This is a genomic window from Photobacterium sp. 1_MG-2023, from assembly GCF_030547945.1.
Lineage (GTDB): Bacteria > Pseudomonadota > Gammaproteobacteria > Enterobacterales > Vibrionaceae > Photobacterium.
The window spans coordinates 120,680-137,620 of record NZ_JAUORR010000006.1 but is presented as its reverse complement, the minus strand read 5'-3'; the positions used below and the strand labels follow the sequence as shown (position 1 = coordinate 137,620).

Annotated in this window: 1 protein-coding gene; it reads left to right on the top strand. The window is 48.3% G+C overall.

Annotated features, from left to right (window positions below; translation table 11 throughout):
* The first annotated feature begins 284 nt into the window (after positions 1-284).
* On the top strand, positions 285-16,919 hold the full coding sequence (locus tag Q4579_RS07780) for an SDR family NAD(P)-dependent oxidoreductase (protein ID WP_303563016.1): 16,635 nt from the start codon (positions 285-287) through the stop codon (positions 16,917-16,919).
* The last annotated feature ends 22 nt before the right edge of the window (positions 16,920-16,941 follow it).

Here is a 16,941-nt window from a genome sequence, read left to right as displayed (position 1 = left end):
TGGTTCTATTTTACAGCGGTTCATCAAGTTTGGTTTGAGTGGCAATCGTTTGGCTTATCTGCCGTTTTCATTGAGTGTAACAGACTGAATAACATCTTGATGAAAAGCGACGAAAGTTAATTGAGTCACATCGTGCAAAAAGGCTTGGACCATGCACGGGAAGTTCATCGAGCGCATGTTCTGTCAGCGTTCGGGGTTTAACGGATGCCCAGATCATGATGGTTCTCGTCTCGGGCGGACAGCCAGATGGCGGTTTTAGACATTCAGGGATGGAGATGATAAGTATGAAACACAAGATGTCTGAATATGTAGTTGGGTATGGCGTTGTCCCCGTTGTGAGCGCCCTTTTTCGTCTGCGGGTTATTGAACATCTTTTATCCTCAGCTAAATATACGACGACCATGCTTGCCACTGAGCTGGGCCTTGATCTTTTCCGCTTGGATCAACTGACCGACTATCTGAAAACACTGGGATTGATTGAATCCGATGACAATAACAATCTTATCCTTCGCCTCAGCCCTGAGAGAGTCACTGAACTTGAGGATTGGATAACGCTTTACCGTATCGACTTTGATGCCGTACTTTCATCTGACCAAAGACAGTCTGATGACCGTGATGTCGTGTTTTCATTTGCTTCGCAAGTTTTGACAGAGCTTGAGAATAAGTCAGTAGATAATGGTGGCTATAGTCATGCAGCGCTGTTGCTTCCTCTGTTTTGTTTTATCGGCCGGAAATGGGTGCAGGTTTCAGATAATCAAATACACCACATATCTATCGGACCGATTCAACCTGAATATAAAGCTCTCTTGGAAAGGCTGATTCTCTGCTTGGGGTGGGCAAAACTGGATGAGAACAACTTGATAATGACCGAATCCGGTATCGCTCTATATCAACATATTTCCGCAGGAGAGGAGGAAATTGAGCTTGCTCACCGATACCTTTTCATCGACCAACTTCTGAAAAATGATAGTGGGCAGGTCAAGCCCTCGAATCAGCTACCGATTTTTCCCGAGAACATACAGAATCCGCACTTCAATACAGAGCATGCACTAAATGCATTGGGCGAAGCACTCAGATCAACCCAAAAAGACGGAAAAGCTCCGGGCCCGCGAGTCATTGTTGATTGTCTTTGTGGCAACGGCTCATTATTAGCCTGGGTTGCAAGTGTCCTTGAAGAAAACAGTTCAGAATCTGAAAATCTGCCGCTGCTGGTTGGTGTTAACAATAATCCGGAAGAGCTTGAGAGAGCTGGCGCTTTGCTAACGCAGCAGGGTATTGATCACCTCCTGCTAAAGTCATCAGGAGACAACTTATTAAGCATAAAGCAGGCGCTTGAATCAAGAAATCTATATCAGGAAGACGAGGTCCTGTTCATCGATCACTTGCCTGGTTATAGCCGTGTTTGTTTTGACTACAAGAGACGGGTGGAACAATGGAAAGCTGTCGGGGGGCGCCATGGTGTAATTTGTGTCGCATCCTTTTCAGCCAAACAAACTCTCGACAGTGCTTCGCTACAATACGCCAAGCTGCAGTCTGTTTTAAGTCGAGTGAATACGATTGATGCACTTGAGCGTCAACATTCATTATCGGCTTGGGATCTTCTTGTTACTGCTGCGCAGCAACAAATGTTTTGTGACAGAGAGATTTGGCGGGGTTATCCGGAAGACAGCCGTATAACCTCGCAGGCCGTTTGTCATTTCCACAATGCGCCTTACGCAGTTCGCCTGGCCACACTGGAAGACTTGGATGAACTGTATCAACTGGAACAACTGTGTTGGGCTGAACACTTACAGGTTACGCGGCACGATCTGTTGCAGAGGCTTTCCTACTGCAGGGAAGGCAATTGGCTGCTATCAATTGATAATAAAATCGCGGGAGTTGTGTACTCTCAAAGAATTGAGTCTCCGGATGATGTTTATCAGGGAGACTACATCAATGCCTATAGGATTCATCGCAACGGGGCACCGACAACTCAATTGATCGCGCTCAATGTGCTCCCCCAATATCGGGAAATGGGGATTGGCGACACTCTTCTCTCTGGAGCACTGCTAATTTCCATGTCCGATGACAGGATTGACAAAGTGTGTGCTGTTACCCGGTGTACCGAATTTACCGGCAGTAACGAAACACAAATGGAACGCTATGTCATGTCTGAGGGCGAAAGTGTTGATCCACTGGTCACCTTTCACCGGGGACACGGCGCGCAAGTTCGTGGAATCGTGAAAGGGTTCAGACCTGAAGATAAGCAGAATTTGGGAATCGGGGTCCTCATTGAATACGACTTACTGGCGTTGAGCAGAAAAGACACCCCTCAGTATGCTGAAGAAGTCGTGAATCTGGATGCTGCAGCTTTAGCTGAATTGATCAAGTCTCAGGTATTGGCGCTAACGGGAAATCAGACCGGCACTGGCTACAGCCATTCCAGACCGTTAAAAGATATGGGGATTGACTCCATGGCTCTGATGCAGCTAAGAAACCGTATCAACAAAGTGATCGGAAGCAACATTCCTCCGACATTTTTTTTCAAGCATGGTTCCGTAGACGAAATCGTAGAAAACCTTGCCAGATCTGCTTCATCCTCCGAAAGCTCGGTCAAAAAAAAGGTAGATTCTGAAGCTGAGCCTGTCGCAATCATTGGGATGTCCTGCCGCTTCCCCGGGCAAGTCGATAGCCCTCAACGGCTATGGCAACTTCTGTCAGAAGGTGGGGATGCCATTGGTTATGCTCCTGACGGGGTTGCAAGACGATATATATCAAATAACACACTGACAAACCTTCATGGCGGCTTCCTGGATCAGGTTGATCTGTTTGATGGTGCTTTCTTTCAGGTGACGCCACGGGAAGCTGAATATCTAGATCCTCAGCAACGCTTGCTACTGGAACAGACATGGCTGGCATTGGAAGATGCGGGCATCGTTCCTGAAAATCTTAAAAAACGCCCCATTGGAGTGTTTACAGGCATCTTCACTCATGACTATGAGCTGTTGCAAAACCGCTATTCAGGCAATCCCGGAGGTGGGATTTATTACGCGACCGGGAATTCTTCCTCAACAGCTGCGGGGCGGATTGCATATACATTTGGTTTTATGGGGCCAACACTATCGGTGGATACAGCATGCTCTTCATCCATGACAGCAGTTCATTTAGCCTGCCAAAGCCTTAAAAATGATGAGTGTGAAGTCGCATTGGTGAGCGGTGTCAATCTTATATTGTCCCCCGAACTGACAAACGCTTTTGCCAGCGCTGGCATGCTGGCCAAAGACGGTCGCTGTAAAGTCTTCGATCATCAAGCGGATGGTTATGTGCGTAGCGAAGGTTGCGCCGTTATTGTACTGAAAAGGTTATCCCAGGCCCAAAAGGATGGGGATAATATTTTGGCGGTGATTCGCGGTAGTGCCGTGAATCAGGATGGTAGAAGTAACGGGTTGACCTCACCAAATGGCCTTGCCCAAAGACAAGTCATTCAATCTGCTTTGACCGCTGCCGAGGTAGAGCCCCATCAGGTTTCCTATGTGGAAATGCATGGGACCGGTACGAGACTGGGCGATCCCATCGAAATCGAGGCATTGAACGAGGTATACGGAGAGACCAAAGGCGCCCGTCGAACCAAAGATATGTATATTGGCTCGGTTAAAGCCAATATAGGTCATACGGAAGCTGTTGCCGGACTCGCTGGATTAATCAAAGTCGTTATGGCCATGCAGCATCGGGAGCTCCCCCCTCAGATCCACTATCACACCCGAAATGAACAGATTTCGCCTCTGACCGGGCTGAGCATATTGGGTAAAGATGCTTGTCTCTGGGAGGAAAAGAAGTTGATGGCAGGTATCAGTTCGTTTGGGTTTAGCGGTACTAACGTACACGTGATCGTAGAGGAAGCGCCTAGAGTCAAACGTAAGAGCGACGATAGGATCAGTCGACCAGCAGGAGGCTATCTCCTTAAACTGTCAGCCAAGACACCTAAAAGTTTAAATCGGTTGATACAGGAATATCAGGTCGTTCTCACCGGAAAAGAGAGCAGGTCTATGGACCTCGCGGATATTTGCTTTAGTGCAGCTGTTAACAGGGCTGATTTTGAATATCGCCGTTGTTTTCATGGTTCTTCTCGCGAAGAGCTGATTTCAAAACTGAAGTTAACTGATTCGGTTGATTTCCGGGATTCCATCATACAACTTCAATGCTTTTTTGAATCGGTCCCGACATCCCGTTCAATACCGTTTCCGGGAAAAAATCTTTACGACAACCACCCTGAATTCAAACGGTCTCTGGACCGATGTGCACAATACCTTAAAGATTGGTTTGAGGTTCCATTAACTCAGGCGCTATGGGGCGACAATCAGTCGCTGATGTCAGATAACTCATATCGATTCCCGGCCTGGTGCAGTGTCCAGATGGCATTGTTTGCCCTGTTCAAGAAACTGGGAATTATTCCCCAAGGCATTCAGGCGGAAGGTTTAGGTTGGTTCGCAGCGGCTAATGCTGCCGGGGTTATCGGTTTGGAGGATACGCTGGACTTGGTCTGCGAGTTAGGCGAAATGCTTGATCACAACGAGCTGCTATCGGAGAACTGTTCTTATCTAGAGGTATTGCATAAGGTTTCGTTTCATCAACATCAGATCGAGTTGAATACTGCCGATTATCCTCAAGAGCAGGTATTTTGGGTGAATCTGGCTAGTTCATCAGAGCAATGGCTGACACTGAGTAATCCAAAAAGGAATTGGTCGGCGTCGACTTATACGCATTGTCTTTCTTTAGGCGTTCCCCCGCGTTTGCATGAGCTACGCTCTTTTAATACATTTGCAGGCAATAACCCGTCGCAACCGGATGATGCTGAGAGCTGGCAACTGTACAGTCTGGTAGCGGAGTTCTATCAGTCTGGTGTCGATGTTAATTGGCAGACCCTGATGAATGGTCGTGGGATATTCGTAGATATTCCCAAGTATCAATTCGATCAATCATCTTACTGGTTTACGGCAGACCAGGGCGGTGGTCCTCAGTCCGAAGGTCCTACATATAGAATCGATTCAGAAACTTCATCAGCCAGACACTGGCCGCTTCAGTTTATTGGCGCAGATAAAGATCGAACAAGGCAATATGAACTGAAATTTAGTGGAGCCGAATATTACCTGAAGGATCATGTCGTTTCGGGCAGGAAAGTGCTTCCGGCAGCGGCTTACATGAGCATCATTGCTCAACAGGCAATGATCATGTCTGGTGTTGGCGAGATCTCCCTTCGTGGAGTCAGGTGGCTAAAACCTTATATCGCGGATAACGCTCAGCAGATACTCCACTTCAACATTAGCGGTGACTTACCCAATCCACTGGATTTTGTATTCTCAAATGGGGAAGACCGCTTTGCTGAGGGAAGGATAGAGTTCCACAAGTCTCCCAATAGAGATCTTGAAGTCCTTGATCTGGATACAATCCGCAAGCGCTGCCCGAAGCTCCTTTCTTCCAGTGATTGCTATCAAAGACTACAACGGAAAGGCTTTTCTTATGGTGAAAAGCTTCGTCCTATCGATCATTTAAGACTTGGAGACGAGGAGGGCATTGCTCTGCTTACTTTGCCTGAGGACTTGCAGTTCAGCATCAATCCCTCAATGGGTCTTCCTCCTGCGTTAATTGATGGTGCTTTGCAAGCTTGTCTTCTGATTGAAGGTCAGCAGACAAACGATCAATACCTCCCATACCTGATAGAAGACATTGTACTTTTTCAACCGCTTTCAGCTGAATGCCTGGTCAATATAAGGCTTATACCGGAAAACAATGGCAATGCCAGATTGAAGCGGTTTGATGTTGATATGACTGACCGGCAAGGACGGATTCTGGTAAGCCTCAATCGTCTTACCGTTTGCCTGAGAGAAAACCCGAAGGAAATGCCGAAGGATCAGCTGCCTTTAGCAGGCTCATCTAGCTTCCATCAGGTCCGGTGGCATGGCCAAAGAGAGGTCTCCTTAAATGGGGAAGGAATGAATGGCGATGAACTTGGTAGTCAGGTATTGCTGACGTTTATGGAGCCGTCAACGGCTAAGCCTTTCCTTGATGCCGTGGCAGAGCTGGCCAGCAGAGTGAAGCGTCATGTGGTGGTGGTTCCAGGAAACGAGTATATCCGGGTCAGTGAAGATCGTTTTACACTTGATATGAGCAATGCGTCTCATGTTTTCCGACTGGTTGATGAGCTTAGAGACACAAGTCTATTGCCTGACCTGGCCATATTCAGCCCGTCAATAACTTCATCTTCACCAAACTCTGCCAGTCAAGAATTGAGGGAAGAAGCAATCACTTCCAGATTGGAACAAAGCTTTTATCCGATCATGTTGTGGTTTAAGAGTCGACTGGCACATCCTGCAGAAAATACCTGCAAGACGTTATTTTTGTATGAGCACAGTCCATCTTTGGCGTCGTGCTATTTCTCCTCCCTCAGCGGATTTGGCCGCGCTTTGTACAATGAAAATCCAGGACAGTTGTTGAAAACGGTTGCTGTTGCTGCCCCGGATGAAGTGGGAGCTGGCAGAATCGCGCAATGGTTGTCAACTGAACTTGGAGGCAAGGAACAGTGGGAGTTTGAAGTAAGATATCGTCAAGCTCAGAGAGAAGTAAGCTTCTTGCATGCCGTCAGTGGCACGACCGAGGACAACCATCCATTTTTATCCATTGGCGATGACGCTGCATCCGATCGCAGTTTGCTTTCTACCACCGGTGTCATCCTCCTGACTGGTGGGCTGGGCGGCTTAGGACAGATCTTCCTGAAGTATTTTTCAGGTCGTTCGAAAGGAACAGTTGTCTTGCTTGGGCGTTCTCCTTTAACAGGAGATAAAAGCCGGCTGCTTGACGAACGACAAAAACAAGGCATCAGAGTCGCATATTGTTGTTGCGATATTTCAGACCGTGATTCTGTTCGCGAAACCTTGCAGATGGTTCGACAGAAATATGGCGATATTGAAGGCGTGGTTCATGCGGCTGGATTGAATCGGGATGCTTTTCTGATCAACAAATCTCGAGAGGATTCAAAACAAGTACTCGCCCCTAAAATCGCCGGTACACAGTGGCTGGACTTTCATACACAGCAAGATCCGCTGGCATTTTTTATCTGCTTTTCCTCTTTTGTTGGCGTACTCGGGAATACAGGGCAAACAGATTACGCCTATGCAAATCATTTTATTGATCATTTCTGCACTTATCGGGAACAGCTAAGACAAAAAGATCAACGTCAGGGCAAAACCTATTCAATAGGCTGGCCGTTGTGGGCAGAAGGTGGGATGCAAGTGGCCACCAATGTTCTCGCTTATCTTGATGATTGGTTGGGAATGACACCTCTGACAACACCTCAGGGACTCGCTGCTTTTGGTGGTTTGCTCACCCATGAGCCCGGCCATTATTTGTTATTCAATGCCAGCGAAAACAAGCTGCAGAAGGCTTTTAGCACAAGCTTGGATCACGGGTCATTAGTCAACACCCTACTACCTGATAGCTTCGATGAATACGCTGATAGCAGCGTTGCCACAAACAAGGAAAGTGAATCGATGAAGTCCAGCCAAACCTTAAGAAGTGCCGCACTGGAATATCTAAAGAAACAGCTTGCCAGTGTGACCAAGCTGCCTTTGGATAGTATCAGGGTTAATGCCAGTTTTGACGAATACGGCATCGATTCGATCATGATAACGGACTTGAACCGACAGCTAGAGTCTGATCTTGGACCGATGTCAAAGACGTTGTTTTTTGAGTACCGTTCCTTGCAGGAATTGGCGGAGTATGTCACGAAAAAACATGACCATGCATTGGCAAAGCTTTTGGGAAGTGACTCTGGCCAGGAAGACATCAGTCATCTCGAAGTCAATCAAGAAGTATCTCGGGTAAGCGTAAATTTCGACGAATCAGGAGCGTCCCCAGATATATCTGAACTGACTGACATCGCTATTATCGGTGTGAGCGGCCGCTATCCGGATGCAGAAAATTTAGATCAGTTTTGGGATAACTTGTGTAATGGCCGGGATTCCATCATCGAAATCCCCCGGCAGCGTTGGGACTGGCGGGATTATGATAATCCAAGCGAGCAACAACAGCGTAGTATTTGTAAGTGGGGCGGATTTATTGATGACGTGGATTGTTTTGATCCGCTTTTCTTCAATATTTCGCCCAAGGAAGCCCGTTATATAGACCCTCAGGAGCGGTTATTTCTGCAGATAGCAGAGCATACCCTTCAGGACAGCGGTTATACAAAACAAAGTCTGAATGACCAAGTGGTCGGGGTGTACGTCGGTGCGATGTACAGTCACTATCAGTTGTTCGAGAATGAAAAATCCCAGCGTGGCGGAGCTTTTTTTGCCGCTATCGCTAATCGAGTTTCATATCACTATAACTTTAGTGGTCCCAGCATGACGCTGGACAGTATGTGTTCGTCCTCGCTCAGTGCCATTCATCTTGCCTGTAATAGTATTGCTATGGGGGATTGCGACATCGCTCTGGCCGGAGGTGTAAATCTCTCCCTTCATCCCTGGAAATATCAGTTACTGACCAAAGACCGATTCATATCCAGTGATGGCCGCTGCCGGAGTTTCGGCACAGGAGGTGATGGTTATGTACCGGGTGAGGGTGTCGGTGCGGTGTTGTTAAAGCCCCTAAGAAAAGCGATTGAAGACCGGGATCAGATACACGCTGTGATCAAAGGCAGTGCAGTCAATCACGGCGGTAAGACCAATGGATTTACAGTGCCGAATCCCGTCGCTCAGGGACAACTGATTTCTGCCGCTTTGGACAAGGCGGGCGTACCGGCATCGTCCATCAGTTATGTGGAAGCTCACGGAACAGGAACGGCTCTGGGTGATCCAATAGAAATAAATGGGCTGGATAGAGCATTTTCCCGAGAAGCTCAGGGCAAAGCGCATCAACAAGAAAAACCTGTTCCAATTGGGTCGGTGAAATCCAACATTGGTCATTTGGAGTCTGCTGCCGGTATGGCGGCGCTCACAAAAGTGCTGTTGCAACTGAAGCACAAAAAAATAGTTCCTTCTCTCCACTCTACAGAACTGAATAACAATATTGACTGGCAGAAAACCCGATTTAAACCCCAGCAGGTTCTAGGGCCTTGGCATACTGCAGAACAGATTCAAAATGGCGGGTACTCTTCTGATTCTTCCTACCCGAGAAGAGCTGCCATCAGCTCGTTTGGTGCCGGTGGAGCTAATGCCCATTTGATCATCGAAGAATATATCCCGAAAGCTGGTATTCAGCTCGAAAGTCAGGTGTTTCTGCCAACGACACAATTATTTGTCTTCTCTGCGTTAAGGGAGGCTCAGCTTGATGAATACGTCAGGAATATTTGTGACTTTATTACAGCCAGCGCAGGCGCATTTGCGTCTCCGCAAAAGGTCGCACAACTGGCGTATAACTTTCAGTCTGGACGCCCTGAGTTAGATTGCCGCCTGGCAGTTGTGGCAGAAAGCGTGGATCAATTGTTGACTGAGCTTAACGGCTATCTGAATCGAACACTGCAGGATACCGGGAACTATTTGGCGGGAAAAATCGGAGGGAGCACAACACGGCTATCCAAGCACAATCGTTCCTCTCAAGAAACAGTCTTGTGGGAAATCGCACAGAAATGGATCATAGGTGAGCCTGTTGAATGGCGTGCTCTGCATCAGGGCAAGCAATATGCGAAAACCGCTCTGCCGCTCTATCCGTTCGCTCGTGACCATTATTGGATTAGCCAGTCACAACCAGAAGCAGAAAACGTCAGACAAGTTCGATACCCATTGCTGGACAGCATGAATCCAACTCAAAGTATGAATCATGGGATCGTGTTTGATAAGTATTTGTCAGTGGATTTACCTGTCATTCGGGATCACCGTGTCGGTGGTGAGTTCATGCTGGCAGGGACCGCGCAGGTCGAGATGGTTGCTGAAGCATTAACCAAGATGGAGATGGCATCGGCGTACCGTATTTCCCAGATGATATGGTTACGCCCTCTGGTTGTTCATGACGATAACGCTGTCGTGCATATCGCGCTGGACTTCAGCGGCAGTGAAGGAAGTTTCCAGTTATACGCTTACGAGGGCGCGGAAAAGGTATTGCATAGCCAGGGCAAGCTTCAGACGAATATCTTCAATGTGCCTGACACTCCCCCTGTTGATATCGAAAAAATTCGTGAGAGACTGTCGAACGTGACGGAACCAAGTCTTTTATATCAGCAGTTTGCTTCAAACGGAGTGGAATACGGACCGTTATTTACCACGGTTGAAAGCCTTATTTCTTCTGATAAAGAAGCTCTGGCTGTATTAGCGGTGCCTGCAAATGCACAAGGTCATTCCCTGGATTATCAATTGTCGCCATCCTTGCTGGATGGTGCTCTCCAGATGATTGCAGGTATACAGGAGCAACAGACAGGTCCATTACTGCCATTTTCAATAGGCAGTATTGAGCAATTCAAACCCCTGAATTCAAGCTGTATCGGCTATGTTCGTGAAGAAGACAGCGGCCAGTACAGTGCCTCCCTGTTTGACGACGATGGTCAATTGTGTGTGCGAATTTCTGATATTTGTTTACGAAAACCCAAAGACAAGTTGACTAATTTTTTCTATGCCCCGCAATGGAGGCCGGCAGCACTGCTGTCGGAAGCGACTAACATCGGGAACCTGGCTGCCTCGACCCAAAATGTATGGCTTATCTATCCGGAGAATGCTGCAGACCTCGCGGAATCGATAGCCCGACAGCATCAAGACGATAATATATTGAGGATTCAGCTGTCAGATCAGTCGAGTCGTTTAGATGACAAGGCTTGGTTACTGGGTGTCGACGATCCAGTAGCCTTGAAACGGCTGTTCAGCGAAATCGATAACCCCGAGACAATCTATTTTCTGGGCGGGTGTTGGAACTGTCCGAAAGAGACTTTGAATGAAGTAGAGAAAATTGAACTGAGCCAGCGCTTCGGCGTTCGCATGCTGTATAGAATCGCTGGACATTTGGGACGGCATTACTCGCAGATGCCACTTTCTCTGAAAGTGATTACCGGCAATTCAATGAAAGTCGCGGAAGAATCCAGTGTGAGCCCCTATGGTGCGAGTTGCCACGGATTTGCCCGTAGCCTAAGTCGAGAATTTCCAAGATGGCACCTCAGCATCATCGACGCAGATTTGGAGGGGGATGATGTAGAAGACATTGCACGCTTGGTCAAAAAAGAAAAGGCATACTCAGGAAAACTTGTTGCGATCCGCCAGGGGACTAAGCTCGAGCAACACTTGATTCCATCACCACTGCCTGATGACTCCAGTGAGATGCCCCACTACAAGCACAAAGGGGTGTACCTGATCTTGGGAGGACTCGGCGGGATCGGACTGGCCTTTAGCCGATATTTGGCGCAACATTTTTCCGCACGACTGATACTGATAGGGCGCTCCTCCTTATCAGGAGCGAAACAGGAAGCGGTTACGGCGTTGGAAAAATTGGGTGCAGAGGTCCTGTATCTACAGGCTGATGCATGTGATGAACACAGTATGAAAGCTGCTGTGGCAAAAGCGACAGGTCGTTTTGGGAATATCGATGGTGCAGTGCACTCGGCTATTGTTTTGCAGGATAGCGCTGTGCTCAGTATGGACGAAGAACAGTTCACTTCAGCTCTGGATCCCAAGGTGAAAGGGTTGGGGATCCTTCATCACGCACTGGCCGCGCATCCGTTGGACTTTATGCTTGTCTTTTCTTCCGCCCAGTCATTCTGGGGCAATGCCGGGCAGAGTAATTATGCGGCTGGGTGTGCCTTTAAAGACGCATATAGCGACTACCTGAACGATTTGGAACCTTATCCCGCCAAAGTCATCAATTGGGGATACTGGGGTGAAGTGGGAATCGTGTCCACCCAGGCATACCGTGATCGATTAGCTGCTCAGGGAATTCTCTCCATCAATACACCGGATGGCATTCGAGCCATCGCCAGAGTATTGGCTAGCGAGCACAGCCAGATTGTGGCGATTCATGCGACCGAGAAATTCTTAAGCCCGTTAGTGACTGGCTTGGGCGAAGTATCCAGTGTCTCTGTTCGGGAGCCAAATATTATATCGAAGGGGCCGTCGCTGCTGCGTTCACTGTCACCGGATTTATTGACACACAAGGCTGATACGTTGTTTCTGCAACGTCAGACCGAGCAGGATAGAGCCCTGGCTTCTGCCTTACCTCCGGTATTATTGAGCATTTTTCAGTCGCTGGGGGTATTCCAGATGGCTGAAGAGGCATGGTCAATGGTCGAGTTAACACAGAAGCTGGAACTTGAACCTGAACATGAACAGTTATTCGGTGAATTACTGAAGATACTTGTTCAGGGCGGTTACCTTGAAAAGAACGCTGGAGGTTTCATCACTTCTGCTTCAGTGGCCGACAGTAGCCTTCGTAAGGTTGATGTCACCGATCTGGATAAGCTTCTGATGCGTTATCCAGACTTGGCCCCGCACGTTAAATTGCTCAAACATTGCCTTTCACAATACCCGAGTATTTTATCCGGTAAGATATCGGCTAGCGATGTCATGTTCCCCAATGCATCTCTCCATCTGGTCGAGGGAATTTATAACGGGAATCGTCAGGCTGATCACTGCAATAGCCTGGTTGCTGAATCCATCGTTCGTTATTTGAAAGCCAGGTTAGCGAGTCAGGACAATCGGCAAAAAATAAGAATTATGGAAATTGGTGCCGGCACCGGTGGTACAAGCGGGCCAGTCTTGGAAGCCATTTCGCCCTTTAGAGAGTCTATTCAATATCTCTATACCGATATCTCGTTGGCGTTTACCAAACATGGCCGTCAGTCATTCGGGGAACAGTATCCCTTTGTTGAGTTTTCTCTGTTTAATGTCGATCAAGCGGTGGACGGGCAGGGCATCGAACTCGGAACGATAGACTTGGTTTTAGCTACCAATGTGATACATGCCACTCCTTATATCGGCCGTTCACTTGGCCATATCAAGTCATTACTGCAGAGTGACGGCTGGCTGATACTCAATGAACTCACCGCAGCACAAAGTCCATATACCCTAACTTTCGGTCTTTTGCCGGGCTGGTGGGTGTTTGATGACAAGTCGGCGAGGATACCTGGTTCACCATTATTGAGTTGCTCCGGATGGCAAACTCAACTTGAGTTAGCGGGCTTCAAAGACTCTGTCGTCTTGCAGCAATTTTTCACCGGTGGCGAAGATCTTGGCCAAAACGTCATCATTGCTGAAAACGAGAGTATTGCAATCAGTGATCGACCAACAATCCAGGACGCAGCACCTGCAACTGGTGGTCGTACTACAACGGCCAACGCCGGAGCTGACACGAGCGATGTAGTTGCTCGATTGAAACAGGTTACTGCCTCTGTGCTGGAGTTGAATAAAAGAGACCTCTCCGATGACAAGGGGTTTGCGGACTACGGCGTTGATTCAATTACCGGAGTTGAATTAGTCAATCAGATCAATGATGCCTTTGGGATCAACCTGAAGACCACAGTCATTTTCGATTACCCCAATATCCGCGGACTGGCGAATTTTCTGGTGTCCGAGAAAATTGTGACATTCGCTCTGTCTGATGAGGCAACCGCAGGGGAAAAGGCGTTATCGGCGGTAGATTCTCAGGCAATAGTTCAGAAGCTGAAAGAGCTGGTCTCTACTGCAATGGAAATGTCGGTACAAGATGTATCGGAAGATAAAGGGTTCGCGGACTATGGTGTTGATTCAATAACCGGTGTCGAGCTGGTGAACCGGGTCAATGATGCATTTGGGGTAACCCTAAAAACCACCGCAATATTTGATTATCCCGACATTCGTAGACTGGCTGCCCACCTGCAAAGCATAGAGGAAACGACACCACTCAAGCTACCAGAAACATCTAGGCCAATGAAGGTCCTTCAGACTGCAGCTCAGGCAGCCGCGACTGCTTCCGCCATCCCCCAAAACGCATCGGTACGGGCTGATGTTGAAACAATACAGGGGGAGAAGTTTCTGCCGGTGAATGGAAACAGTAGGGTTCTGATCGCCCGACCGGGGAATATCGACAGTATTTCACTAGCAAGGCTGTCCATCGGCGACCCAGGGCCACAAGAGGTACAGATAGAAGTCAGAGCATTTTCATTGAATTTTGGCGATCTGCTGTGTGTTAGGGGCTTGTATCCTACGATGCCGGATTATCCTTTCACACCAGGCTTCGAAGTCGCTGGAGTGGTCCGTAAGATTGGCAAAAATGTATCCAATGTAACAATTGGCGATGCGGTTATCGCGTTAACTGGAAGTGAACTAGGTGGACACGCTCACTTCGTTAACTGCCCGGCTTCGCTTGTGGTCCCTAAACCGGAAGAAGTGCCGTTCGAGGACGCCTGTGCTTTCCCTGTGGTGTTTTTAACCATGCATCACATATTCAAATCCGTGATGATGAATCCAGGAGAGAAAATCCTTATCCAAACGGCGACAGGAGGTACCGGTTTAATTGCCGTACAGCTCGCGTTACAGGCAGGCCTGGAGGTATTTGCCTCTGCTGGCTCGGTCGCAAAATTAGACTATCTCAAAGAAATGGGAGTTTCACGGGTGATTCACTACCGTGAAACAGACTTTGCCGAACAGGTGATGGAGATGACTGATGGGAAAGGGGTCGACATCGTCATAAACACTTTGGCAGGAGATGCCATTCAGAAGGGTATCGACTGCCTGGCATATGGTGGCCGGTATGTCGAAATCGCTATGACTGGCCTTAAAGGGGCAACATCGATTGATTTGTCGAAGATGAATGATAACCAGTCATTTCATAGCATCGATCTTCGGAAAATGTTGCTTAGGAATTCAGCTTCAATCCCCCGATATCTGAATGAAATGTCGCAATATCTGAGGGAGAACAGGATCAGCCCAACCATTAGCCGGGTGTTTGAATTCGAACAGATTCAACAGGCATATCACTATCTTGAAAATAGGGAGAACATTGGCAAGGTGGTCGTCCGATGTCAACCTGTACCAGCTCAACTTATGACTGAGTCTAGCGATACTGCCAGTGTTTCAGAAGTATCAGGCAACGATGATGTCGCGGTGATAGGCGTCGCTTGCCAGTTTCCCGGAGCTCAGGATGCTGAGCAGTTTTGGGAAAATCTGGCGGAGGGTGTTGATTCAGTTCGTGCGATCAAATGTTGGCGTCAGGGATCTCTTGTTGCTCCCGATGTCAGATATGGCGGATTGATTGATAATGCTGCGATTTTCGATGCTGACTTTTTCAATCTTTCTCCACAGGATGCAGTGCAGACTGACCCACAGCAAAGACTGTTCCTGCAACAGTCTTATCTGGCACTGGAGCAGGCCGGATATGCCAAGACAGCTGAAGAGGCTCTTTCCTGCGGCGTGTTCGTAGGGATAACGGGCGGTGATTATGACGATCTCCTGAAAGTCGAAACAGAATCGATGTCAGCCGCCTCTTTCTGGGGGAACGAGACATCGGTCGCGCCGTCTCGTATCGCTTACCACCTGAACCTCTCAGGTCCCTGTTTGGCAATAGACGTGGCTTGTGCTTCTTCGTTGGCGGCTATTCATCTTGCCTGTCAAAGTATTCTGAACGGCCAATGCGACATGTCGATCGCCGGAGGTGTATTTCTTACCCATACTGGTGAGTTTTATGAAAAGTGTGACGCTGCAGGGCTATTGTCAAAGCAGGGGAAATGCCGTCCGTTCGACAAGAGTGCGGATGGTTTTGTACCCAGTGAGGGTGTGGGTGCTGTCGTACTGAAGCGAAAGTCGCAGGCGATTGCGGACGGTGACAGAATTATTGCCGTGATCAAGGGCAGTGGATTAAATCAGAATGGCCGTTCAAACGGCATAACGGCGCCGAACGCTAAAGCTCAGGCCGACTTGCTGGCCTCAGTCTATGCCAGACACAATATTAACCCAGCCACAATCGGATATGTGGAAACCCATGGTGCGGGTACCCGCTTTGGAGATTCTCTGGAAGTCGAGGCGCTGAGTTCGGCCTTTGCTGATGTTCCTCCGGGAAACTGCTTAATCGGCTCGGTAAAAAGCAATATCGGACATGCAGCCATTGCTGCAGGCATGGCCAGTTTCGTCAAAGTCTTATTGGCAATGGAGCACCGTCAGCTTCCTCCCTCGATACATTACAACGATGCAAGTGAGCTTATTGATTTCGCAGACAGTCCATTTTCGGTTAATCAAGAGTTAAGGGATTGGGAACCTAAATCCGGCTTCCCCAGAAGAGCGGCAGTCAGCGCATTCGGATTCAATGGTAGTAATGCGCACCTTGTATTGGAGCAGTATGAGGCAAAATCAAGAAGCAGATATCAAGCGCGGTCTCGGCATTTAATTGTCCTGTCGGCCAGAAGCCAAATGCAGTTGAAGCAACAGGCGAAAAGCATTGCCAATTATGTTCACTCTGCAAAGGATAATGCGCGGGAATTTTGGTTGGATAGCTTGGCTTATACCCTACAGGTGAACCGTCAGCCGATGCTGGAGAGGATTGCAGTGATCGTTTCTTCTGCAGATCAGCTGGAGAAAGCACTCACTGCTTATGTCAACGGCCAAAACAGTGACGTGATGGTTAAGGGGGCAAGGGTGAATCAGGATGCCATGATGCATTTGGGAGAAAGGCACCTTCTCGAGGTTGCTACCCGATGGCTGGAGGGCGCCACCGTTGACTGGCACAAACTTTATTCTGCGGGTGTACCTGAAAAAATAGTGTTGCCCGGCTACCCATTTAACGGAAGAGAATACTGGCCTGGCGGTAATTTTGAGCAGGATGGTTCTTTTACGCAAGCCAGAGTCCCTGAATTTATTGCGGCAGAAAGTCGCGCGGGAGAGGCCACTTCACCAGAGTTCGCCGCAAAAGATTCTCAATTGATTCGCCTTCTGACCGAACTGGGTAACGATGAACTGTCTGTAGAGGATGCGTTATCTAAGCTCGACACATTGGTTATTGATTAAGTCGGTTGAATTAAGTTACGGA